Origin of the sequence: Sulfurovum lithotrophicum, assembly GCF_000987835.1 — a bacterium.
GTDB classification, from domain to species: Bacteria; Campylobacterota; Campylobacteria; order Campylobacterales; family Sulfurovaceae; genus Sulfurovum; species Sulfurovum lithotrophicum.
The window spans coordinates 2059813-2084889 of sequence record NZ_CP011308.1 but is presented as its reverse complement, the minus strand read 5'-3'; the positions used below and the strand labels follow the sequence as shown (position 1 = coordinate 2084889).

The window sequence follows — 25077 nt, the reverse complement described above, 5'->3', positions numbered from 1 at the left end:
TTAGAGGAGTTTGATCTCCTCTTGAAGCGTAATGCCAAATTGCGCATTAACTCTCTCTTTTGCCAGATCCAAAAGATATATAGCATCTTCATAGGTAGCATTTCCTGTGTTGACCAGAAAATTCGCATGGATTTCACTCCACTGCATCCCTCCTTTTCTTAAACCTTTTAACCCGACCGCTTCGATCAACCTTCCGGCATAGTCATTGGGCGGATTTTTAAAAGCGGAGCCGGCACTGGGTTCATGGGGCTGGTTGTTTCTAAGTGCAAGAAGTTCGTCAAGAAGATGCTGACTGAAACCTTTGTGAAGTGGAAATTTTGCAGCAGTTGCCGTGCCACCAAGCCGGGCATAACGGTATCCATGAGGAATATCCTCTTTTAATATCCATTTCCCGTCTATCTCTATGCTATGGAGGATATTGAAAATTTCGTAAGATTTGACCCCTGCATTCATTGCAAGCATCCCGCCCAGCGTTCCTGGCAGCTTGGCGCAGAATTCAAAATTGCCAATATCATTTCTTTTGCAATAAGAGACAATACGCCCTGTAGGCATGGCAGCACCGATAACAAGCATATCCTTATCCTCTTCAATAAAAGCAAAGTCTTTACTTAGCATCATTAGTGGCGGTGGATTTGGTGAAACAAGAAGATTGTTGGCCCCGCCTACAAGGAAGCGGCCAGGGGGGATCGTATCTCCTTTTTCGATCATCAGCACTTCGGTGGGCTGTCCTATCTTTATACTGGAATATTTGGAGAAATCAATGGTCTTATAAAACAAGAAGTACTCCTTGTTTTTGGCGGTGCCTGATATTCATTATTGTGTCCGTAGTTCACAGTACTCTTTGGGGATGAGGTAATCTTCTGTTTTTATGGGACACTCCCAGAGTCCGTGTTTGAAACCGATATCGTAGAGTGTATCGAGTGCTTTGAGTTGTAATTCAGAGAGTTCTACGGATTCATCTGAGGCATACATATCAAGATATTTTTTGAGCATCTTGTCTGAGATCCTGACCAGATTGTCTTTTTCCAGTTTGGCACAGAGTTCCTCTTTTTTGTCATTGGCGACCTTAACCCCTTCTACGAGAATGTTCTCTATGTCAATGGCAACGTTCAGAGGGAGGCTTCTTCGGATGGCCATTCCACCCAGCGGAAGAGGCAGTCCCTCCCCGGCAAGTTCCACCCAGATATCCCAGATCTCCTTTTCTACTTCTAGGCTTTCGTCAAAATCAAGGATCGATTCGTGTATGAGTACGCCGGCATCAACTTCACCGTCCACTACCGCCTTTTCAATTTCAAGAAAATCCATATAGACAGGCCGTGCTTCAGGGTAAAAGATACGGAAAAGCATGGCATTGGTCGTATATTTTCCCGAGAGTGCCACTTTGAAGTTACGTTTGAGTTTCTTCTCTTTTCGTCTGATCAGTTTTGGACCGTACCCTTCTCCAAAACTCACAGCGGTACGCAGAAGTGCATACTCTTCTTTGATGAGAGGGTACATCCCAAAAGAGATGGCAGAGACATCATAGGTACCTTTGAGTGCTTCGACATTCAGTGTTTCGATATCCAGGCCGATATTCTCGAAAAAATACTCTTTTGTGTCGACCCATCCGAATTTGATGGCATAGTACATAAAAATATCATCCGCATCGGGGGAATGGGCTAACTGAATGGTTCTGGACATAAAGGCTCGCTTTTATTTAAGGTAAATGTATTTTATCATAAGCACCCCCAAAAAGAAATGACATTAAAAATATGACAATATGACATATTTTTACCCCTTAGCCCAAATTTCCATTAAACTGTGAATATGACTAAAGAATATCTAAATATTTTAGATAAAATTCAACAGATAAAGGAAAAGGATATGACAATGGCAATGGATGCGAATAAGCAAAAAGCACTGGATATGGCGATCAAGCAGATAGACAAGACTTTTGGAAAGGGAACCTTGATGCGACTCGGAGACAAAGAGTTCGAGCCGATCGCGGCAATCTCCACAGGCTCGCTGGGACTAGATATGGCATTGGGGATCGGAGGCATTCCCCAGGGACGTATCGTCGAAGTCTACGGGCCTGAGTCTTCGGGAAAGACGACACTGGCCCTACAGACGATCGCTTCGGCACAGAAAGAGGGTATGGTCTGTGCTTTCATCGATGCGGAACATGCACTGGATGTGGTCTACGCAAAGAATCTGGGTGTCGATACGGACAATCTTCTGGTCTCCCAGCCCGATTTCGGAGAGCAGGCACTGGATGTGCTTGAAACACTGACGCGTTCGGGTGCCGTCGATCTGATCATCGTGGATTCCGTGGCGGCACTAACTCCCAAATCCGAGATAGAAGGGGATATGGGAGATACGCATGTAGGGCTGCAGGCCCGTCTAATGTCACAGGCGCTTCGTAAACTTACGGCCATTTTGCATAAAACGAATACTACCGTGATCTTTATCAACCAGATCCGTATGAAGATAGGTACAATGGGTTACGGTTCACCCGAAACGACCACAGGCGGAAATGCACTGAAATTCTACTGTTCGGTACGTATTGATGTCCGACGTATTGCGACATTGAAACAGGGAGAATCGCAGATCGGGAACCGGGTGAAAGCCAAAGTGGTGAAGAACAAAGTAGCGCCGCCCTTCAGGCAGGCGGAATTCGATATCATGTTCGGTGAGGGGATCTCCTATATCGGTGAGTTGATCGATTATGGTATCAAGATGGATATCGTCGATAAGTCAGGTGCCTGGTTCAGTTACGGTGCTGAGAAGCTCGGTCAGGGGAAAGAGAATGCCAAGCTGACACTCAAAGAGAATCCTGAGCTCAGAGTCGAGATAGAAGCAAAGGTGAAAGAGGCTCTTGGTTTTGGTGAAAAGCTTGCAATGGATCAGGATGAGATATCCTCTGCTGACCGGTAGATACAGTGTATTCATACAGGGAGTGCTTTGGGCGCTCCCTTGACTCCTTCAAAAATATTTTTATTCTCCAGATGACTTTTTTATGCAGCATCTTTTTTTCTCTTCTTTTTAAAGATAAGTTTTTACTATAGTAGTGCGTTCAGTTGTCTTTACCTTGCAACAATACTGCTTTTTGTGGTACAATAAATGAAGGGCAGGTTTCTGTCAAGTTTTTAAAAAAGGAAAAAGATATGAGAGACATAAAAAATTTAATGGCAGGTTTGACTGTCGGTGCCGCATTGATGGTGTCACAGGCAGTTGCGGTAGAAGGTGTGATAGAAGCACCTGCACAAACAGCTGACACATTCGGTACATTGGATTATGCCAATGCTATCCCGATGGATAAAAGAGTGGATTTCAATAGTATGGAGAGGAAAAGCACTTCAGAGGTTCCTTCTGTCGAGATAGGAGAACCGGGGGTTGTATCTGGGAATAGGGGTACGGGTGAAATGCTGCATGAAAGTCTCGGAAAACCAGTGAAGGCCGTAAAGGGGCAGACTGATGTACAGCCGGCAGAATTCGGTACAAGTAATCGTCCGTTTGCCACGAGCAGGGTCGATATGTACGACCAGAGACTTTCCCGTAAATATCCGAACAGAGTAACAGGGAAACTCTTTTTCAAAATAGGCAGTGCGACGTATGTATGTTCTGCTTCTTCCATTAAACCGGGAGTGGTGGTGACTGCTGCACATTGTATATATGACAATGAAAATGATGTATATTATTCCGGTTGGGAATTCATACCGGCATATTACAAGGACAGCACTGTCGGTGAGAAGGCGCCATTCGGAAGGTATGGCTACAAGACTGCATATGTGATGGACGGTTATATTAATCCGCCGGAAGGCGACAATGTTGTCAACAACTACGATGTCGGTGTGATCGTCATGAAAAAAAGGACCAATCCCAATACCGGGACAGATATGTTCCCGGGTGAACGAACCGGATGGTATGGCTACGGCTACAATGGATGGGGATATACAGACGGGTTGAACGATGGTTCCTTGACATTAATACATCAGTTGGGATATCCTGTATCCCATGATAACGGCTGGCAAATGCAGGCGAATGATTCACAGGGTGAAAAAACAACACAGTTTGGGGCAATGGCTATTATGATCGGATCGAGAGAAACCGGAGGAAGCAGCGGTGGACCATGGTTAGTTAATTATGGAGAGATTGCTTCTTTGAGCGGTACGACAGCCGGTACATATCCAACTAATGATGTTGTTGTGGCCGTAACCAGTTGGGGGTGGACAAGTTCTGATCCAAAAGAGCAGGGTGCAACACCGTTTACTGATGGCAATATCGTACCGCTTCTTGATACTGTATGTACTAATTATCCAACTAATTGCGGATTGTAAGAAAACATCCGAATCTTTCCCTGACCGAAGTGGGAGGGGGTATTATGTGAAATTCTATGATGTTGGCCAGATAAAAGCCAATACTTTTTCTTTTCCCCAAGCCCACTTGGGGAAACATACAAATGTACTCTAATCCAAACATTCATAGCATAGGTGTAACCGAATCATTCACTTATGGTATAATTCCAATAATTTATTTTATTCGTAGATAGAAAAACATATCAAAAGGTGCATACGGATTAATTACGATTTGGCTTGTAAGCTATAAAGATCAAATATTTCGTTGCTTGCATTAGAGAAATTCACTTAAATACTGTAATGCTCTGGTTTTATTAATAAGAAAAAAGATTAAAATGGTAGAAACAATAATACACATAGGTTTTGGAAAATGTGGGAGTACAGCTCTTCAATATTCATTATCAAACACTCCGATTTTGAAAGCAAATAGGAAAAAATATAAAAATATAAAATATATTACTATTGATAAAAACGGTCAGCTTTATTCAGGAAATAATTTACGGGAACGATTGCTTTTTACTGCTTCTCGTTCTCTTTCTACGGCAAGCCTGACTTATTTTAAGGGATTCTCTGATGAAATACTTAATGCGCTTCGTGTAAAACTATCTAAATTATCCAATAACAATAATTCTTTACTTGTTTTGTCATGTGAATCATGGGTAAAAAGAGCAGATATTTTTAGAGAAAATGCTATATTGGAAAAACTGAATATGCGGGCACAAGTCATCTGTTATGCACGGAATCCTGTTGAATGGATAAATTCTGCCTGGTGGCAATGGGGTGCCTGGTCAAATCAAAACTTAGATAGTTATATTGATAGAATGGTAGATAAGCGTGTTTCAAAATGGTCTAATGAATTAGAAGAATGGAGAAATATAGTAGGTCCTGAAAACTTAAAAGTGAAAATTTTACCTAATGATATTGTAGAGGATTTCTATAATATGATAGGTGTTGAACTGACTTCAGATCAAGATAATAGAGCTAATAGTAGTTTACCAAAAGAGATTCTTCGATTTTATCAACAACATAGAGAGCTTCGCAAATCAGAACATGAAAATCAATTGGACTTTATTTTATCACGCTATTTGAAACTTGATAGTACTTTTTCAAAAGCACCATGGGTCTTAAGTGAAGAACAGGTAGATAGGATCTTAAAAAAGACTAAAGAGAGCAATATAAAATTAATGGAATTTATAGATCCTGATTCTAGAAAAATGAATATGGGAGATGAAAGGTGGTGGAGTAAAACTGCTTTTGAAAAGAAAACAATATCACCGGCATGCTGTAAAGAGAAGTGTTTAGCTTATGAAGAGTTGGATAAATTGTTACTGGCTGCAATAAAAGGCATCGAGAAACTTTATATTGAAAACATGCAATTAAAAAAAATAATAAAAAAAGGGAACAGAAAAGTACCATTCCCCAATAAAAAACAAGTATGTCTGCCATCACAGGAAAAATAAGAATAACAAAAGACAAGGGGGTGAGAAGGTATAGTCTGCAGTGCTATGATCCTGTTGTTCTGACAAATACCAATATTTCATGATTTTTGTCAAGGAAGATCAAATACTTTCCTTCAATCCTGTAGTGATTAACCTTTTGTATAGCTTCATGAAATTTTGTTTCCAATCCCATGTTTGAGCAGGCCATCATTGTTGAAACCCCGGAATGAAAAGGAGTGTCAGTATCAAAGACAAGTTTGTCTCCATCCAACAGGTATGTTCCGCTCATACTGTTGCATCCGCTCCATCCTGAGTAGTGTCCACTCTTTAAAGAGAGTGTTATTCTGTCTGTAGCGACTACCCTATTGTCTCCAAAACTGACCAGTTTCCACTTATGACCTTCTATTGCCGAGGGAAAGTCTCCTGATCCTCCTGAAAGCTCTACGCATCCTGTCAGGATAATGATATTCAGCAAACTAAAAAATATATTTTTTAGCATAATATGATCCTTTTCTTTATTATAGTATAAAGAGAGTATAAAAGAAAGGGGCAGTGACTGCTTTCAGGTGAACTCAAGATGTAAAAAGTTCTTTTTGTTTAGAGCCAAAAAAAATATCAATGATTCTGCATACGTTCAGACAATTTTAAAAACAGATACATCTGCGTATACTTTTCCGTCTCTGGAATGGTACGTGAAGGGTGAGGGTACCAGCTCATCAACAGACAATAGTCCGGGTCCCCTCCCTCTTTCTTATAGCGGGTTGCCATCTGCATTACTTTGGTGAAAAACAACCGGTCTGACGTCTTTCCTGCTTTGGCATCATGAAATATTTTTCCATATTTGAGATGGAGATCGTTATGAACATATTTTTCCACATCGATTACCTGCTTCCATGTGACACCTTTATGATGTTTTTCTATGAAGTCATTTGGCAGGTCCAGTATGATGTGGTGTAGTGTCAAATGTGCTTTTTGCATGCTTTCAACAAGATATTTATACGCTTTTCGATAAGGATAACCTTTTGCAGGTAGTGCATCGATCAGACCGAATTTTATATGTGGATATTTTTGATGGACTGTTTTTATATAGGATACAATATCTTTGATCCTTTGCTTCATGGGATATGCATATACTTTATCTTTGTGCGATGTGAATTTGACGGATTTGCTCAAGGCACTCTGAAAATTGATGGAGTCAATATGTATACCCATGCTTTCAAGTTTTTCAATGAGTTTTATCTCTTTGGTACGGATTTTCTCTCGTTTCCTACTTGTTTGTGTAAGTGTTGCCCCCCGTACATTCAGTGCCAGCTTTATCTTGGAGTCTTTCAGTACTTTTAACATTTTGTTTTTAAGGAAATAGTCTGTCAAACCGTTTTTTCTGATATAAAGTGCATTTGCACGAACCAGGTAGACATCCATTTTTTTTCTTGATGCTTTCCATGTTTGTGGATCGATAAATTTTTCTTTGGCATCCGGGGGGAAATAACCCGCTTGTCCCAGGTTATTGTCCTCATACCACATTTCACATTTTCCTGCGAAGAGAAAAGTTGTAAAGATCAAGAGAAGCAGTAATTTTATTTTTATTTTGAATCCTTTATTAGAGATATTTAAAAAAATATATGATTAATCTATATTTTGGTTTGTAGTGATCCTCTTTTTGAACACTTCCAATAAAGAGTTATAGAGGTCAATATCATCTTTGTTTAAAGTTTGGAAACGTTCAATAGTAGCCTGGGAGACATGATGCTGATCGTCAAGGGAGTTTCTGCGTACATTGGCTACAATGACCTTTATATCATATCCAAACTGTTTATTAAAAAGCTCTATGGATTCCTGGTAATATTCGGTGAATCCGATAAAATCCAGGTCTTTAAGATTCTCTGCACTTCCAAAAACTTTGTGCAAAGTATTGATGAACTGAGGCCTTTCTATGAACTCCTCGAAGCTTATCTCGAAATCGCCCCGTCCTTTGCGGTGGTTATACTCTGAGTAGGCTCTTTGAAGTGGATCCCGAATAAATGTAACACGTTTAAAGGCGGGTAGAAAATTCTGATATCTCATATGGGTTATATGCCCGCCATACAGCATAATATCTCTTTTTTCAATCACTTTTTCAAAATGGGTTGTTTTAATTTCACCTTTACACCACTGTTTTATAACAGGTTTGGTCAGGTCATTCAAGATCCCATAGTCATAAAAAATTTTTTCTTTTGGAATAATTTTTTCCAAGGCATAGCGAAAACTACTCCCGGCAGTTTTTGGAACATGGAAAAATAAAATTTTTTTTTGCAATTTGTTTACCCTTTCCCTGGTATGAGTATTTGTGATTAGAAATGAAAACTTTTATGTAAAAAATTATTATAACAAAATTTTTTCATGCGCCACCTTTTGTTATTTTATCTTGGCTGAAGGAGATGGTACCTCGGGTATTTTGTTTTTTCAGTATTTGAATATCAAAACTGCCAAGCTGAGGAATATTGATTCTGTACCCATCGGTATTTCTAAGTTGATGTTCCACATGTGAAAATGTTTTTTCAATCACCGTAGCTATTTGGTCTTCATTGATCTCTTTTAGCACATTTTTGTGTTTTTGTTTAAGCTTTTTTGCCAATGATAAAGGTGTACTGCCCATCTTTTTTGGTTTATTCGCTTTTTGCAATATATTGATCAAGGTGATGATTTCCTCTTGTGAGTCATCATATGTATCTTCTTTTGGGGATAATTCACCCGTGAGTATTCTTAGTTTTTGAAGAGTCTTTTTATCGATTTTTAAAAGATCCACCTCGCTTTTGACATCGGCTTCGCTTTTTGTGGTTTTTTCTTTCAAAGATATACCCAGGCGCTCTTCCATCCACTGAATGTCACGACTGTTTTTCTCAAGAATGGGGGTGATAAGTGTGGGAGAAAATCTAAACTTATGTTCTTTGAGCTTTTTGATCTTCTTTATTATTTTCATATTTTTTTGCATAACGGCAGGGCTTTGGATATGCCTTGTCTTCTGTTTTCCATATGTGTATAATATTGCGACTTCTTCACGAGATAAGGATTCATTTATTCTGATTGTCTGATCCTCTTGAAAATCTATTCCAATTTTTCTGCAGAAATCCAGAACAACATTTCCTTTATAGAAATGTTTTGGGTCAAATTTCCAGAACTGGACATTTTGATGCCCAAAAACATCATCAAACTTTTCAAATCTTTTTCTGTAGTTTGGGTAGATATATTTTTCCAGGTCAAAAGAAACCAGCCCCCCTTTGACACGCTGCTGAAAAAAACTTTCCATATAAGACTTTGGAGAACGTATATACCCTACGATCTGAATTTCTTTAAAATAATCTAGTAAAAAATCTCTCAAATATTTTAAATCCTCTTTGCTGAACATGGAAATAGCTTCAGCAGAAATAATCATAATTGAATGACTGTTTTTAATACTTTTAATTAATTTATTTTTTAAATTGACAGTTTCTGGATTCTTTCTGGAGGAATTTCTGAAGAGCATTGACATGGAAATACTATGATTGGGAATGCCCATATCCAAATAGCTGAAAGTGTCATCCTTCAAATTATGAAAGAGACTCTGCTGTATGGAGGATGAACCTGTCTTATGCATACCGATATGAATAATACACTTTCTTTTCATTTTATAGTCCTTTGACAGATCTTTCCATGCCACTATTGAAGTTTTGTTTTGTAGTGTCTTTTGCAAAGTATTATTGTAGCCAATTATCTTAATGATTCCAATATCAACGACTTGCAATCGTAAATATTTTCGTAAGTTTTAACATATTAACTTATGGTTATAATAATTTTTTTATAGTTAAAATGAACGGAAAGATGAATTGATGATCGTATTTTTTGATGAAAGAGCTTACCTGGATGCGAATCCGGATGTTAAAAAGGCCATAGAGAATAGAGACTTTCCTAATGTAGAAACTTATTTAGAACAGTTTGGACTGGAGAGAATAAAAAGTGGACGCAGCCTTTTCCACTATGCGTATAAAGCATTTGATGAAGGGGAATATTTAGAGAAATTCCCCGAAGTACAGGAAGCTGTGCTAAAAGGAATATTCACTTCCGGTTTCGATCACTTTTGTCAGTTTGGATATGCGGAAATCCTGAATGGCAACCGCTATTGGAACAGTGCAACGGAAAAAACAGAGGCAGCGAAGAAGGAACCGGGGAGGTATGTCAGGGAAGGTACCGAGATTGTGCTCTGGGAGAAAGAGATAAAGTCACCCGAGGATATTGAAGATATCGATGATCACAATATCATGAGGCAAGGGAGTGAAAAGGGTGCAATAGCAGCAGGGAAGCCATATGTTGCACAGGATGATACATATGCATTTATACCATTTGAAATCTCACCCCTTCCTAGTGGTGCTACCTTGATATTCGCGCCGCATCCGGATGATGAGACCTTCAGTATGGGGGGATCCATTTTAAAGATTAAAGAAAGCGGTACCGTGGTCAATCTTGTGATGATGACAGATGGTGCGATAGGAGGAGATGAAAAGATACGCAAGGAAGAACTGCGGCAAGCTGCAGAGATGCTTGGGATAGATGATATCCACTTCTTCGGTGCACCCGATCAGGGGTTGGTCCTGAACAGTGTCAATATCTACAGAATCATTCAGCTGATTCAGCAATACAAACCTATCAATGTTTTTTTTCCATCTCCTTTGGAGTATCACCCCGATCACAGGACAACTGCATGGTTGGTATGGAGTGCTCTGCAGGCTATGGCCTATCGGGGAAATGTCTTTTCTTATGAGATCGCAAACCAGTCTCCAGCCAATACATTGATAGATATAACTGCATATATGGACCTGAAAACAGAAGTAATGAGACAATATACATCTCAACAGGGACAGCTTGATTATATAGGTACGATCACCTCTATGAATAAGCTGCGTGCCTTTACGTTGCCTGGACATATTCAGTATGCCGAAGCATTTTATCATTTTGAAGATATTGATTCTCATCTCATGAGTTATTACTATGCGCATTTTCACAAATACCACAATAGGTTATATGCACAAAAGCTCCCACTTGTCTCTGTATTGATTCGTACCAAAAACAGACCTGAGCTTCTTGAAAAAGCTTTGGTATCGGTTCAGATGCAAGATTATCAGAATATTGAAGTTAATATTGTCAATGATGGTGGAGAAAAGATCGATTACATTGTCGAGAGATTCGATTTTGAACGGTGTTTTATAAAGAACAATACTGAATCGAAGGGAAGGGCTGGTGCGGCAAATGAGCTTCTGAAAATGGTCAATGGACAATATGCAATCTTTCTTGATGATGATGATACGTTCGATCATAGTCATATTGATAATCTTTTAAAAGTGATACTTAGGAATGAAGGACTTCTTGCTGTTTACAGTGCTGTACGTATTGGTGACGGATTGGATGTCAACCGATACTACAACCACCCCTATAGTGCGGCTCTTCTGAGACGGGGGAACTACATACCGTTCCATGCCGTACTGTTTTCCACGAAGTTGATCAAAATGGGGTGCCGTTTTGATGAATCTTTGGAAATCTATGAGGATTGGGATTTTTGGTTACAGGTCTCTCAGCATACTGACTTCTATTATCTGAACAAGATCAGTGCAACCTATCATATTTTCGGTACATCAGGTACAGGAGGCGCGGGTGCGAATGCCTTAAGCAATGTGGTACTGAATCAATTCAAATGGAAGATCTATGAAAAATGGTCGAAGGTGTGGACCCCCCAAGAGCTTGAAGAGACCTTCAATGCTCTTGCGCGCCTGGGATCTTCATAGGGTATTATTTGATGATCCTATTCTACTATGGGTATATCTGCGGACTGTTAATAAGATCTTTTCCCGTGAATTTCGATTTTACCTGTATGCTGTTATGCTGTTTTTTCAGAAGTGATTTCGGTAGTTTGACGGTGAAGCCATATTCACCATTGCCAACTGCATGTTCTTTCAGGATATCCTGAAAGGTTTCAGCAACTACTGTCTGATAGAGTGTCCCATTAACAAAAATATCTACAGTCGCTTTTTCCTCAGACCCTGTAATTGCCCACCCTTCAATACAGGTCTCTCCGTTAAGGTCGTAAATAGAACTGACATACCCCATTTCATTCTCTTTTCTCTCTCTTAAGGCATCCAGTCTTTCTTCTGTTAGATACGCATCGATCTCATCGAGTGTAGAGGCCCTTTCATAGAGAGAGATATCGACAAGAGGGTTCGGCAGACGTTTCTCTTTCCATCCGTGAAGCAGGTAATGCAGAAAAGGATCGATTCCGGCTTTTTTCAATCCTGGATTGTTGTTAAGGTAAAAGGCAGGAGCAAACCATCTGTTGGGTATGCGGTGCTCCTCTTTGCCGCCACTATTCAAATAGTGATGAAGGGGATCCATACCTTTTTCCTTCACATCCTTGTTGACCTCAAGATAATATTCAGGATCAAAATATTTCTGTATGATACCGGCCTCTTTCTCTTTCTGTTTAAGACGTTTAGCCTCTTTTTCCGTTTTGCGTTTTTCGTGCTCAGCTCTTTTTTGTTGTTCTTTTTTGAGTGAAGCCATTTTTTCTTCGGTAAAATATGCTTTTATGCCGTCGAGGTCTGTCACTTCATCATAGAGTGAAGGGGTGGCAAAGGGATTCGGCAGACGTTTCTCTTTCCATCCGTGAAGCAGGTAATGCAGAAAAGGATCGACTCCGGCTTTTTTCAATCCTGGATTGTTGTTAAGGTAAAAGGCAGGAGCAAACCATCTGTTGGGTATGCGGTACTCCTCTTTGCCGCCACTATTCAAATAGTGATGAAGGGGATCCATACCTTTTTCCTTCACATCCTTGTTGACCTCAAGATAATATTCAGGATCAAAATATTTCTGTATGATACCGGCCTCTTTCTCTTTCTGTTTAAGACGTTTAGCCTCTTTTTCCGTTTTGCGTTTTTCGTGCTCAGCTCTTTTTTGTTGTTCTTTTTTGAGTGAAGCCATTTTTTCTTCGGTAAAATATGCTTTTATGCCGTCGAGGTCTGTCACTTCATCATAGAGTGAAGGGGTGGCAAAGGGATTCGGCAGACGTTTCTCTTTCCATCCGTGAAGCAGGTAATGCAGAAAAAGGTCATCTTCCTTCTCCAGGTCGGGGTTTGAACTTCTGTAAAACTCTGGAAAGAACCATCTGTTCGGTGCCCGGTCCTCTTTTTGGCCTGCAACGAAATAATGTTCAAGCGGATTGGCGCCATGCTCCCTTACATCTTTGTTCGACTGTAGGTAATATTCCGGGTCAAAGTATTCCGAGATCTTTTTACGGTTAAGTCTTTTTGTACTTTTAAAAAACATTTCACATCCTACTTATTGTTTGATTTCAGTGTATTCTTCTGTAATCTCAATTTTCTATTTTCCTCTTCAGTTTCCTGGATTGATGTAGAGATTTGATCCCAGACTTCGGTAAAGACTTGGACGGCTTCATCTGTAGTCAGACCGGGATGATATTTTTCTCCGGATGACTCTTTATATTCAAAAATAGGTTCCCCTTTGAAATACTTTTCCTGAATATAGGCATTGTCCTCTTTAAAATATTCTCTGATCTTAAGAACCTGTTCCTCTGTAAATTTCATTTTTGATTTTGTAGGAACTGCATCAAAAAAATGTACCATATTCTTTCGAAGAGGATTGATTCTGCCATCTATTACTGAAGGTACACGGCGGTTGAGAAGTATGAGAAATTCCATTGCTTTGGCATCCAAAGAGGTGTTTTTTTCTGTGGTCTTGTTCAACTCTTCTGTCTTGATGGAAGGATCTATCAAGGAGAAAAAATCCTTTACGACATCGCCGCCAAGCATCTTGTTACGGGCGAACTCTCTGCATATCAGTCCAGGGAAGGCATTTGACCACATATCCAGTATGCCCTTATAATCATAAAAATGCTTGAGTTTTCCCTGTCGTGGTGCCAGGAACTCCGCAAATTGTTCTACAAGTGTTTCATGCCAGTTGGAGCCGGTCTTTACCATTGTGGAAAAACTGCTTACCATCAGATCTTCCTGTTTTCTCAGATAACAAATAACCGTTACTTCATCAAATCGCTCGTCTGCCCACTTTTTGATATCGAGGATAACGTCTGCATTGGAAATACGGCTGTGTAACAGCTCTGAAGAGATGATCATGGTGTTGCAGCCGGATTCCTTGAATTTTTCATCAAGGATATCCAGTATGAAATGAGAGTTTTTCTTTGCTTTGCCTAAGAGATGATCGTACCCCGCACGGCGTAAAAGCATAGACATGGCCTGTTGTCCCAAAAAAGAGAAGGTGAAACCTGTATGATTACTGGTCAATAATGGCATACGGGGATAAAAAATATCATACTCTTTTAATTTCTGGGTATTTTGTCTGAGTGCTGCCTGTATACTGGTAGTCCCCGTTTTCTCTGTTCCTATATGAAGAAAAAGATGTTTTTTTGACATGTATCGCTCCCTCTCAATTAGCTACAGGCTTTTTATTCATATGCGCCTGTTTTTGTTTGTTGATAGCAAAGATCTCTTTGCGTTTTGCAATTGCTTCGGGAAGCCTGATACCGTTTGCCATGGACTGATTGAGCAGTGTCAGGGCCTTTTTGTAATCCTGCTGGGAAAAAGCGATCTCAGCTTTGAGGAACTTGTTCTCTGCATTGAGCCGATTAAGATGTATTTTTACTTTTTGCCATAATGCAACAAATATATCTGCAATCTCTTCAGGGGTCAAACCGCTTTTATATCCTTCACCGAACTTCATTGGCCCCTTAAATATGGCCTGGTTGTTAAAATATTTTTCCGAAAGGTACTGATTGTCTTCTTTGAAAAAGTTTTGAAAGCTTGTTGCCATTTCAAGACTGGGAAGCATTTTTGTTTCAGCCGGTATTTGCTCAAAGAAATCTACCAGCAGGCTCTGCTTGGCATTGACAGTATTATTGATGAATTTTGGAATATATTGATTTGTCTTTGCCAATAGTTCAAGGACCTTTCCATCCAGTGTCTGATTCTTTTCCTGAGGTATTTCAATCTGCTCCATCTGCAATTGAGGTGCTACCAACGAGAGAAAATCTTTGACGACATCTCCATCCAGCATTGTATCACGCGAAAATTCACGGCATACCATATCAGGAAAATAGCGTGACCATTGATCAAGCATTTTCCTGTAGTCAATATAGTGTGGAAGTTCTTCTTCCTTTGTCAAATGATCGATGAAATTTTCAAAGAGTTCGGGGATCATGGCATTTACATCCCCGCCTTCTTTTAGCCGTGTTGAAAAAGCACTGATCATCATATCTACCTGTCTTCGCAGGTAACAGACAACCGTGATCTCGTCAAATTCCTTTTCTGCCCATGCTTTAATTTTTTTAATTTCTTCATCGGTGGTAATGCGACTATGAAGCAGTTCAGAAGAAATAATAACAGTCTGGCATTCTGATGATCTGATCTGTTTGCTTAAAGTGTCTAAAATGAAATGGGGGTTGTCCCTGAAAACCCCTTCATATTCTCCGGCACCTGCCTGTTTCAGCACTGTGATCATCTCTTCCGGTTCTAAAAAAGAGTATACAAAGCCGCTATAGTTGCCACCTAACAGAGGTGAACTTGGGAAAAGAATACTGTGGGCTTTCAGTATAATTTCATTATGACGCAATGTTGATTGGATACTGGTAGTACCTGTTTTTTCTGTTCCTATATGTAAAAAAAGATGTTTTTTGGACAAAACCGTTCTCCTGAATCTCTCTATAAATGAATTAGTGTTATGTTGTTTTAGAAAAGATATTCTAAAGTAATTATATTTATAAGAGTATATCCTAAAAAAACTAAAGGTACTGCAACAGGCTCTGTGAGTCATATTAGGTTGAATATTACCCGAATTTAAAGTGTGCTTTCTCCCTGCGCAATGATCCCATACATGTAAGTAAAAAAAAATGATATCTATGATAGCATGCATTTCAAAGAGATTTATATATTTTTACTGCCTAAAGACTGGGTAGTGAATCTGCTAAAGAGGTGAAGATTGAAAAGGGTATTTTTACATATAGGTATTCCTATGACGGGGACAGGGGATATACAGCATTTTTTGCTTGCCAACAGAACAGTATTGAAAGCACGGGGATATAAATATCCTGCACATGGGACAGATGCAACACAAATCCTGGCATCGGGCAATGAAAATGGACTGATGGCACTCTATGTTCAGAAGGGAAAAAAGGCGGCAGTAGAGGCTGTTGAAGAACTTTATAGTGGAAACAGTGAAGATACTTTGCTTCTTTCCAGTGATGACTTTTTTCGTTTTCCGGACGAAACACATCAGCTTTTTCCAGAAGCTACAATCATTGTTTGCTTGGGACCCCAATTCGAACGTCTGATGTTGAATTATATCCACAAGATCAGATTCTCAGATTATAAAGAGACTTTTTCCATAGAAGTGGAGAAGTTCTATAAAAATAAAAGTACACATTTTTATTTATACAGATTATTGGAAAAATGGTTTTCACTTTATTCTGGAGACAAAATGATTCTTCAGCCGGTATGGCAAGATCTATTTTTGGAAAATAAAGTCTATTCTGACTTTCTTTCTCAGATAGGCATCGTAAATTCCTCAGAGTTTGATATGCCGGAGACTTTCTCTTATATCCCTTATTGCAGAGATGCGGTAGAATATAAACTCTTGGTAAATCAACTTTGTGACGGAGATGTGGAGCCCGAAACAAACCTGGCAATCGATCAGGGATTGATCCAGTATTCAAAAGAATATTATGCCCAGGGTGGACCGGTCTATCCACTTGCTTCTAAAGAGTTGATACACAAAATAAATGCACTTTACTGGGAAAAGAATCATGCTATTGCACAAGAGATATTGCATCGTCCGGATGGTTTTATGTTTCCCCGTGAAACATCTGAAGACAAGCAAGCTGTTTATGAACCTCTGACACCGGAAAGAATTTTGAAATTGACAGAATATGTATTGAGAAACTCTCCGGAAAAGGGGTTGGAGTCATTTTATATAGAAAAACTTGACAAAGCAAAAAAGAGCAGCAATCCTGTCGTAAAGCAGGCACTTCGGGCATTTAATGTTCTGCTTCTGGTAATCGAGCAGCGTATGGGAGGTGATACTTCAGAAACAATTGATGAAGTGGATGCTGAAACGGCAGAGATGATCGGGAAAGTTGAGACTTTATATCTTAATGAACGATATTTGGAATGCATTGATCTTATTCAGAATAAACTGGATATCTACGGAAGTAATTTTCTTATCAGGCACTACTATCTTCAGTCTCTGTTCGCAACTGTCCCCAAAGGGGAAGAGCTTGCCCTGCTAAACCAAATAGAACGGAACAGTAAACAATTGGGAGATATTTCAAGATTTTTTATTTACGCAGAACTGTTGGAAAACATATCGTTATTTAAACGGGTGATGGATGCACTGGTCGTAAAAATGTATGCGAGTTCATTCCTTGACCTGGAACGTCTGATGGTCTATACATCCTGGATAGATTATGACAGAAAAGAGATTGAAAAATTGATGCGTTCAAAATATGTACAGTTGAAGGAATCAAATCCTGATAAATTAAACAGTATAGATGTTGCAGGCGTATATTTCCTGGGCGATCAAAAGGAAATATCACAGAAAACCCTGATCGTAAGCGGAAATCCCCGCTCCGGAACTACGGCACTGGGAGATCTTCTTAACCTTTCAGATGATATAGGATTATTCCTGGAACGATACAATTATGCTTTGGGATATCATCCCAATATGTTTCAGGAGGAGTATCTCTTTTCACCGGTATTTACGAGTAAGGAATTGAATCAGCAAAATAAAGCACTCAGAAAGAAAGTAGGCCGTTCAAAGTATATTGGAGATAAACGACCCCGTTTTTTTGTAAGTTGGCCGATCACTGTACAGAATTATGAGCCGGATGATATCAGGGTTGTACATATATCACGTAATATCTACGATGTGGCATATTCCTATGAGCAGAGAGCAAAATGGGCACGGGACGGGCTGGATAAAGGCTGGCTTGGGAATCGTGGGACATTGGCTGCATGCCAGGAGGCAAATGTAGCAAATATGCGTACACTGGAGGCACTGAAAGACCCAAGATTCAAAGACTCCATCTATGTCGTGGAATATGAGACAATATATAAGTCCATAGATAACTTTAAAAAACTGTTCGCATACTTGGATGTCGACTGGACTGCAGCGCTGGAGAGTAAAGTCGAGACTTTTTTGGAAAAGAGCAAAAGCCTGGAAAAGAAACAAAGAATTCTGTCTGATGAGAACCGGAAGATTATAGAAGAGCATTATGACTTTGACATGCATAATGAAATAGTCAAAAGCGCAAAAATATAAAAACTTTTTATAGGTGATTGAAAATTGATGAAATAAAGGAGGAGAAAGTCGTCTGATTAAAGAAAATCTTTAATCAGATTTACATTAATGAAAATTATGCACGGCTTTCTTGCAGTTTGGTACGGATCTCACGTCTCATTTCTTTTCTCTCTTCTATAAGTGCTTCGACCGTATCTGCATCAAGGTTGCTAAGACCGCTCTCCGCATCATTGATTTTTTTTGTCAATTCTCGCTCTTTTTTTACTGTCTGGGCAAATGCTCTATCCGCTTGCGCAAGCGCTCTAATATCTTGAATATCTTGTTGGGAAATGTTAGCCATTTTCTATATCCTTTTGTTTTGATTTTGAATAAATTCAAAATTATTATAATAATTATTTCCTTAGACAAGGATAATAGTTGAATAGAATCCTTGTTTTTCTTGATAAAACAGGGCTTTCAATTTCAGAGATTTTTGTTATTAATATTCCCAGAAAGAATTACATTTTAGTATGCATACTTACTCAAAATATGTAGACAAAAAACTATCATGAGAAAGAAAAAATTCCAACCTTCACGAAAACCTAACAAACTTTTCGATATAATCCTACCAATTACGCCGTCGTCATGATGGCGATTGCGAGGATACTTATGCTACTTTTTACCCCAGGACCTACACCCGTACCGGAATCCGTACGTTTGGCAATGGCCGAACCGACACTACACCACAGAACACCGGAATTCGAAGCGATTTTCAAAGAGACACGCGAACTGCTTTTCGACCTTTTTGCTACCGATGAGGTCGTCATGCTTGCCAGTACCGGGACCGGTGCAATGGAGGCTGCCGTGACCAATCTCTGTCACGATACGCTGCTCAATATCAACTCAGGTAAATTCGGTGAGCGTTTTGGAAAGATCGCACAGGCGCACGGACTGAAGAATGTCGAGATCAAGCATGAGTGGGATACTCCTGCTTCAGTCGATGAGGTACTTGAAGCGGTCACGGCCAATGCCTCTATCGATACCATCGCTATCCAGGTCTCCGAATCGGCAGGCGGGCTTCGTCATCCGGTCGAAGAGATCGCAGCAGCGGTCAAAGAGGTCAATCCGAATATTATGGTGATCGCAGACGGTATTACGGCGGTGGGCGTCGAGCGTATCGACGTAAGCAACATCGACTGTCTGATCGCAGGAAGCCAGAAAGCATTGATGCTGCCTCCTGGACTTGCCATTCTCGGTTTGAGCAAAGCAGCCATTGAGAAGATCGGAGCGGGGAAAGGGTATTACTTCAACCTGGCTTCGGAGATCAAAAAACAGCAGCAGAATACCACGGCCTATACGGCAGCGACGACTTTGATCATCGGTCTTGGTGCAATACTGAAGCAGATTGAAGCCGATGGCGGTATCGGGAAACTTTACTGCGATACGGCACGACGTGCCAAAGCGACACGTTTCGCGCTCGAAGCGCTGGGGCTGCACTCCTACCCCAAAACACCGGCACGTTCGATGACGACCATCTACGATGAGAACGCTTCTGAGATCAGAAATCTGTTGAAAACGGATTTTGGCGTGAACGTGGCGGGCGGACAGGACCATCTCAAGGGGAAGATCTTCCGCATCAACCAGATGGGACTCATCGAGCCGTATGAGATGGTATGGGTGGTCAATGCCGTTGAACTGGCGCTGGCAAAACTCGGACGCAGGGACTTTGACGGCACGGCAAGCCGTGTTTTCAACGAAGAGTTTTTCAAATCCACGCTGAAAAAAGAAGAGAAATAATGATATTTGAACACGAGATTCCAAGCGGAAGCCGCCTTTATTTCGGTGAGAGTGCCAGAGTGAAGCGCGAGATCGAATTCGTCTCGGCAGAGATGCTGGACAACCTTGGCTTTGAAGAAATCGTCACACCGATCTTCTCCTACCATCAGCATGAGTGTTTCAATGACAAAAAGCCGTTGGTTAGACTCAATGACGAGTCCAACCATGAAGTGACGTTACGTGCGGACTCTACCGCGGATGTGGTGCGTATCGTGACCAAAAGGCTGGGAAGAAGTACAGAGTCCAAAAAGTGGTTCTACATCCAGCCTACGGTCACTTTCCCGACCAGAGAACAGTACCAGATCGGCGCGGAGATCATTGACGGAAGTTTTGAAGAAGTGGTAAGGTCCGCCACGATACTTCTCAAAGAGATCGATATCGAGCCTGTCATGCAGATCGCCAATATCCGTATACCGCACCTGCTCAATGAAAAGTACGGTGTCTCCCTTGACGTGCTCAAGTCAATGCATGTCGAGCAGATCATGAAAACAGAATTGCCGTGGATAGAGCATCTTGTGCGCATCAATACCGTTTCGGACCTCGAAGAGCTTGAAATGTTCCCTGCCGATATCAGGGAAGAACTTGAAAAGATCAAGGAGGCTACACAGCATGTGGCGTATGAAAAGATGGTGATCTCACCACTCTTTTATGCGAAGATGCGCTATTACGACTCTTTGACATTCAGAATGTTCGAAGGCAACAGTCTTCTGGCAATGGGCGGTATCTACAGCATAGACGGCGTGGAAGCGGCAGGATTTGCACTCTATACAGATGAGTGTATTGTAAATAAAATGAATAGAGGGTAGGCAGTTTATGAGTAAAGCAGATTTGATCGTAGGACTCCAGTGGGGAGATGAAGGCAAAGGAAAGATCGTTGACCATATGGCACAGACACATGACTATGTCTGCCGTTTTGCCGGAGGGCACAATGCGGGGCATACCATTGTCATTGGTGACAAAACATATGCGCTGCACCTGATCCCTTCGGGTGTATTGAACCCCAAAGCAAAGAATGTCGTAGGGAACGGTGTGGTCCTCTCTCCCAGGGACTTCATCAAGGAGATGGAGCAGTTTGACAACCTCGAAGGCAGACTGTTCCTCTCGGACAAAGCACATATTTTGCTTCCCTACCATGCCGAGATCGATCAGGCAAGAGAGCGTATGAAGGGTGACAAAGCCATCGGTACTACCGGGAAAGGTATCGGGCCGGCCTATGGTGACAAAGTAGCGCGTGTAGGCCACAGATTGGGGGAGTTGCTTCACCCTGAAAAACTCGCTTCCAAGATCGTAGCATTTTTTGAGATGAATAAGCCTGTCTTTGACGCTATGGGAGTTCAAATACCGGAAAGAGTGGCACTTCTTGAAGAGCTTGAGGGCTACAGAAAAGTCTTGGCACCGTATATCTGCGATACGACACAGCTGATGTGGAAGATCATCGACGAGGACAAAAAAATCCTGCTTGAAGGTGCGCAGGGAACGATGCTTGATATCGATCATGGTACTTACCCTTATGTGACTTCCTCAACTACGGTCTCTGCGGGAGCTTGTTCCGGCCTGGGGCTGAACCCCAAGGATATCGGTAAGGTCACAGGGATCGCCAAAGCCTACTGTACGAGAGTGGGGAATGGTCCTTTCCCAAGTGAAGATATGGGTAAAGAGGGTGACAGACTTAGAGAGAACGGACATGAATTCGGTACGACCACAGGCCGTCCGAGACGCTGCGGCTGGTTTGATGCCGTAGCGATGCGCCATGCCGTACGTGTGAATGGTGTAGACCAGATTGCCTTGATGAAACTGGATGTACTGGATGGTTTCGATGAGATCAAAGTTTGTGTCGCCTATGAATTTGAAGGCAGAGAGATAGACTATGTGCCGTACGATCTTGAAGATGTCAAACCAATCTATAAAAGTTTCCCGGGATGGAAGAAAACAGAAGGTGCGAGAGAATTCGATGCATTGCCTGAAACGGCAAAGTCATATATTTTGGCACTGGAAGAGATGGTCGGTACGAAGATGGGAATTATCTCGACCAGTCCGGAACGTGAAGATACAATAACTAGATAAAAAGGGGTAGTAATGAGACTAAAACCACAACAGACAGGATATGTAGCGACCAAGATCGGGATCGATCTGGCCAATGCTCCTTTTATTACTTTACCCAAGGGTAGGGAGGCGGTAGTAGAAGCTGCCAAAAAGATCATTGATGAGAACCTTGCCAAAGAGCGTGCGCTTGATGAGAAGGTCAAACATATCCTCGATGAGAATTATGATGAGATCGAATTCCAGCATGCTGACGAGAGACAGCTTTTCTTCATGATTAAGAAGAAGATGGCGCCCGAATATGGGGTCATTATGAATTATGATGACCGTTTTAACGATCTTGCCCACCTTATTCTTGACGAGCTCTATGAGAACTATCTGGCAGAATATACGGTCAATGAAAACCAGGTGAAGAATGTCATCTTCAAATCTTTCAAAGCTTTTGCCGATGCCTTTGACGAAATTGACGATATTGTGTACAACAAGATCAGGAATATGGAAAAAGAGGTGATCCCCGGATCGCAGGACTATGAACTGCTCTATGAAAGACTCTATCAGGAAGAGTTGGCGAAGAGAGGAATGCTCTAAGATGCAGGGTGCGTAATCACGCACTAAACACAATGAAAAAGAACGAAATGTGCGTAATTGTGCACCAAGGAGAGTAAAATGCAAAAAGTAAGTCTATATTTTGAAAATGGTCTGTTTTTGGAAGCGAAAAGTTTCGGAGCAGAGGGAACGTCAGTCGGAGAGATCGTCTTCAACACCTCTCTGACAGGCTATCAGGAGATCGTAACTGATCCTTCCTATGCCGGACAGTTTGTAACCTTCACCATGCCGGAGATTGGCAATGTGGGATGCAATGCGCAGGATATGGAGAGCAAGGGCGCATACTGCAAAGGGATCATCGTGCGTACCTACCAGTCCCGTCCGTCCAATTTTCGCTCTGAAGAAAGTCTTGATACATTACTTAAAAGAGAGAATGTGCTGGGTATCACGGAGATCGACACACGTTTTTTGACAAAGATGCTTCGGGATGAAGGTGCGATGATGATGGTTGCCTCTACAGTGATCCACGAAGAAGCAGAGTTGAAGAAAATGCTTGAGTCCTCTCCGCGTATCGAAGAGGTGAACTACATAGAGCAGGTGAGTACGAAAGAGCCATATGTGCATCATGAAGCACGTTACAATGCCCAGACATTTGAGTATGAAGCACCACAGACAAGCAAGAAGATCATTGCTTTGGACTTCGGGATCAAACGCAATATCCTCAATGAGCTCACCCATGCAGGCATGGAAGTGACAGTAGTTCCCAACTCCATGTCGGCAGAAGAGATTATCGGTAAATATGAGAGCAAAGAGATCGACGGTGTCTTTCTCTCCAATGGGCCGGGAGATCCGCTTATCCTCAAAGAGGAGCAGGAGAAGATCAAAAAACTGATCGCCAGAAAAATACCGTTATTTGGTATCTGTCTGGGACATCAGCTTCTCTCTATCTCACACGGTTACGATACTTACAAGCTGAAGTTTGGGCATCACGGCGGAAATCATCCTGTCAAAAACGAGAGGACAGGTGCAGTCGAGATCACGGCACAGAACCACAACTACAATGTGCCTGACAACATTACGGAAGTGGCAGAGATCACCCACGTAAACCTTTTTGACAATACGATCGAAGGGCTCAGATACAATGATTCACCGACCATGTCCGTACAGCATCACCCCGAAGCAAGCCCCGGACCGCACGAATCAGCGTATATTTTTGGTGAGTTCACCAAAATGTTGTAAAAAATATTAAATAATGTCGTGGTGAACACCCTTGAAAGCGAAGCAATTGTCTTCGTTCCTGCAGGGGTACATCGAGAGCCACGATGTGAATAACAGGGCATTTAGAATATCAAAAGGATACCCAATGAACATAGCAATTCTATTCGGCGGATCAAGCTTTGAACACGAGATCAGCATTGTTTCAGCCATTACCATGAAAAAAGTACTTAAAAAGAGTACCCTGACCTACATTTTTGTCTCTGCAGACAGAGAATTTTATCTTGTCGATACGGACAAGATCAATTCCAAACTCTTCTCTTCTGGTGAATATAAAAAAGGCAAGCAGCTCACCCTGAAAAACGGTGGATTTTTTACTGAAGGGATGTTTGGAAGCAAACAGGTAGCTTTTGATGTACTGTTGAACCTGATTCATGGAAGGGATGGGGAGGACGGAAAGGTCGCATCGATGATGGAATTTTTCAATATCCCGTACATCTCACCACGCTTTGAAGCTTCCGCAATGAGCTACAACAAACTCTATACCAAATTCCTGGCAGAAAGCCTTGGGGTCAAAACCGTTCCTTATGAGTATTTGTCCAAGAATGGGGATCGTAAAATATCAATGGAATATCCGGTCATCATCAAGCCAGTACGACTTGGCAGCAGTATCGGTGTGAGTATTGTCAAAAGTGAAACGGAACTTGACTATGCGCTGGATGTGGCATTCGAATTCGACAATGATGTGATCGTTGAACCCTTCATTGACGGTGTCAAAGAGTTCAATCAGGCCGGATGTCATACCGGTGATTGGGAACTTTCCATCGTGGAAGAACCGCAAAAGGAGGAATTCCTTGATTTCGAGAAGAAATATATGGATTTTTCCCGCGATTCGCAGGTACTTTCTGCCGATATCTCAGAAGAATTGAAGAACAATATCCAGGTGACATTCAAAAAGATCTACGATCCCCTGTTCAGGGGAAGCATCATCAGATGTGACTTTTTTGTCGTAAATGATGAGATACTTTTGAACGAGATAAACCCTATTCCAGGCTCGATGGCGAACTATCTTTTCCCGGATTTTGAAGGGATGGTCTGGCGCCTTTCAAAAGCTTTGCCGAAAGAGAAAAATATAAGTATAGATTATACTTATATCCATTCGATTCAGAGTGCAAAAGGAAAGGCTTAAATCGTTAAAAAATAGTATTAAATAGGACTTAAAAACTCCTATTTGAAACCCTTTTTCTCCCCTAAAATGTGGCAGTTGCTACGATTTTCTACATTTTGTTAAACATAAGTTAACAATTCTTCCTTTACAACCCAAAAATTAAGCATTTTATGTGAAAAAAAAACCTATAATTAAT

General features: G+C 41.1%; 21 protein-coding genes. 11 read left to right on the top strand and 10 right to left on the bottom strand.

Features of this window, described 5'->3' with window-relative positions; all coding sequences use genetic code 11:
* Positions 1–777 (bottom strand): UDP-N-acetylmuramate dehydrogenase, encoded by a 777-nt coding sequence (locus YH65_RS10270; RefSeq protein WP_046551789.1) that lies wholly within the window; start codon positions 775–777, stop codon positions 1–3.
* A gap of 36 nt (positions 778–813) precedes the next feature.
* Entirely contained in the window at positions 814–1680 is an 867-nt protein-coding gene (locus tag YH65_RS10265; protein WP_046551788.1) for a menaquinone biosynthesis family protein, read from the bottom strand.
* A gap of 189 nt (positions 1681–1869) precedes the next feature.
* On the opposite strand from YH65_RS10265, the gene recA reads away from it, so the two are divergent.
* From recA to YH65_RS10250, 3 genes are all read left to right on the top strand, one after another.
* A complete protein-coding gene (gene recA, locus YH65_RS10260) occupies positions 1870–2913 on the top strand; it encodes a recombinase RecA (protein WP_046551787.1) in 1044 nt (347 codons plus the stop codon).
* A 230-nt stretch (positions 2914–3143) separates the two neighbouring features.
* Positions 3144–4316, top strand: coding sequence for a trypsin-like serine peptidase (locus YH65_RS10255; protein WP_052746182.1), 1173 nt, complete (start codon positions 3144–3146; stop codon positions 4314–4316).
* Between the two features lie 353 nt (positions 4317–4669).
* Positions 4670–5794, top strand: a complete 1125-nt coding sequence (locus YH65_RS10250) for a sulfotransferase family protein (RefSeq protein ID WP_046551786.1) — start codon at positions 4670–4672, stop codon at positions 5792–5794.
* A 43-nt stretch (positions 5795–5837) separates the two neighbouring features.
* On the opposite strand, the gene YH65_RS10245 is transcribed toward YH65_RS10250, so the two are convergent.
* From YH65_RS10245 to YH65_RS10230, 4 genes are all read right to left on the bottom strand, one after another.
* Complete coding sequence (locus YH65_RS10245; RefSeq protein ID WP_046551785.1) at positions 5838–6272, bottom strand: META domain-containing protein; 435 nt, start codon at positions 6270–6272, stop codon at positions 5838–5840.
* A gap of 116 nt (positions 6273–6388) precedes the next feature.
* On the bottom strand, positions 6389–7336 hold the full coding sequence (locus YH65_RS10240) for a hypothetical protein (protein ID WP_169745675.1): 948 nt from the start codon (positions 7334–7336) through the stop codon (positions 6389–6391).
* 63 nt (positions 7337–7399) lie between these two features.
* Positions 7400–8068, bottom strand: a complete 669-nt coding sequence (locus YH65_RS10235; RefSeq protein WP_046551783.1) for a sulfotransferase family 2 domain-containing protein — start codon at positions 8066–8068, stop codon at positions 7400–7402.
* Between the two features lie 82 nt (positions 8069–8150).
* Positions 8151–9416, bottom strand: a complete 1266-nt coding sequence (locus YH65_RS10230) for a hypothetical protein (protein WP_046551782.1) — start codon at positions 9414–9416, stop codon at positions 8151–8153.
* A gap of 202 nt (positions 9417–9618) precedes the next feature.
* Here YH65_RS10230 and YH65_RS10225 point away from each other — a divergent pair, with 202 nt between their 5' ends.
* Positions 9619–11565, top strand: a complete 1947-nt coding sequence (locus YH65_RS10225; protein ID WP_046551781.1) for a PIG-L family deacetylase — start codon at positions 9619–9621, stop codon at positions 11563–11565.
* 25 nt (positions 11566–11590) lie between these two features.
* On the opposite strand, the gene YH65_RS10220 is transcribed toward YH65_RS10225, so the two are convergent.
* From YH65_RS10220 to YH65_RS10210, 3 genes are read right to left on the bottom strand one after another with little or no spacing between them, the layout of a single operon-like run.
* Positions 11591–13099 (bottom strand): hypothetical protein, encoded by a 1509-nt coding sequence (locus YH65_RS10220; RefSeq protein ID WP_046551780.1) that lies wholly within the window; start codon positions 13097–13099, stop codon positions 11591–11593.
* A gap of 8 nt (positions 13100–13107) precedes the next feature.
* On the bottom strand, positions 13108–14220 hold the full coding sequence (locus YH65_RS10215; protein WP_046551779.1) for a hypothetical protein: 1113 nt from the start codon (positions 14218–14220) through the stop codon (positions 13108–13110).
* A 13-nt stretch (positions 14221–14233) separates the two neighbouring features.
* On the bottom strand, positions 14234–15484 hold the full coding sequence (locus YH65_RS10210) for a hypothetical protein (RefSeq protein WP_046551778.1): 1251 nt from the start codon (positions 15482–15484) through the stop codon (positions 14234–14236).
* A 330-nt stretch (positions 15485–15814) separates the two neighbouring features.
* On the opposite strand from YH65_RS10210, the gene YH65_RS10205 reads away from it, so the two are divergent.
* A complete protein-coding gene (locus YH65_RS10205) occupies positions 15815–18118 on the top strand; it encodes a sulfotransferase domain-containing protein (RefSeq protein ID WP_046551777.1) in 2304 nt (767 codons plus the stop codon).
* 94 nt (positions 18119–18212) lie between these two features.
* Here the strand turns inward: YH65_RS10205 and YH65_RS10200 are convergent, their stop codons facing one another.
* The gene (locus YH65_RS10200) at positions 18213–18437 is read right to left on the bottom strand and encodes a hypothetical protein (RefSeq protein ID WP_046551776.1); all 225 of its coding nucleotides are present in this window, start codon (positions 18435–18437) and stop codon (positions 18213–18215) included.
* A 308-nt stretch (positions 18438–18745) separates the two neighbouring features.
* On the opposite strand from YH65_RS10200, the gene YH65_RS10195 reads away from it, so the two are divergent.
* From YH65_RS10195 to YH65_RS10170, 6 genes are all read left to right on the top strand, one after another.
* Positions 18746–19873, top strand: a complete 1128-nt coding sequence (locus tag YH65_RS10195) for a pyridoxal-phosphate-dependent aminotransferase family protein (protein WP_046551775.1) — start codon at positions 18746–18748, stop codon at positions 19871–19873.
* Positions 19873–20718 carry an ATP phosphoribosyltransferase regulatory subunit gene (locus YH65_RS10190; protein WP_046551774.1) on the top strand — a complete coding sequence of 282 codons (846 nt, stop codon included), beginning with the start codon at positions 19873–19875 and terminating at the stop codon, positions 20716–20718. The genes YH65_RS10195 and YH65_RS10190 overlap by 1 nt, the downstream gene beginning before the upstream one ends.
* 7 nt (positions 20719–20725) lie before the next feature.
* Positions 20726–21976 carry an adenylosuccinate synthase gene (locus YH65_RS10185; RefSeq protein WP_046551773.1) on the top strand — a complete coding sequence of 417 codons (1251 nt, stop codon included), beginning with the start codon at positions 20726–20728 and terminating at the stop codon, positions 21974–21976.
* A gap of 12 nt (positions 21977–21988) precedes the next feature.
* A complete protein-coding gene (locus YH65_RS10180; protein ID WP_046551772.1) occupies positions 21989–22540 on the top strand; it encodes a DUF507 family protein in 552 nt (183 codons plus the stop codon).
* Positions 22541–22618: 78 nt separating this feature from the next.
* Positions 22619–23737: a glutamine-hydrolyzing carbamoyl-phosphate synthase small subunit gene (gene carA, locus YH65_RS10175; RefSeq protein ID WP_046551771.1), complete on the top strand. Its 1119-nt coding sequence runs from the start codon at positions 22619–22621 to the stop codon at positions 23735–23737.
* Between the two features lie 124 nt (positions 23738–23861).
* On the top strand, positions 23862–24902 hold the full coding sequence (locus YH65_RS10170; RefSeq protein ID WP_046551770.1) for a D-alanine--D-alanine ligase: 1041 nt from the start codon (positions 23862–23864) through the stop codon (positions 24900–24902).
* Positions 24903–25077 lie beyond the last annotated feature (175 nt).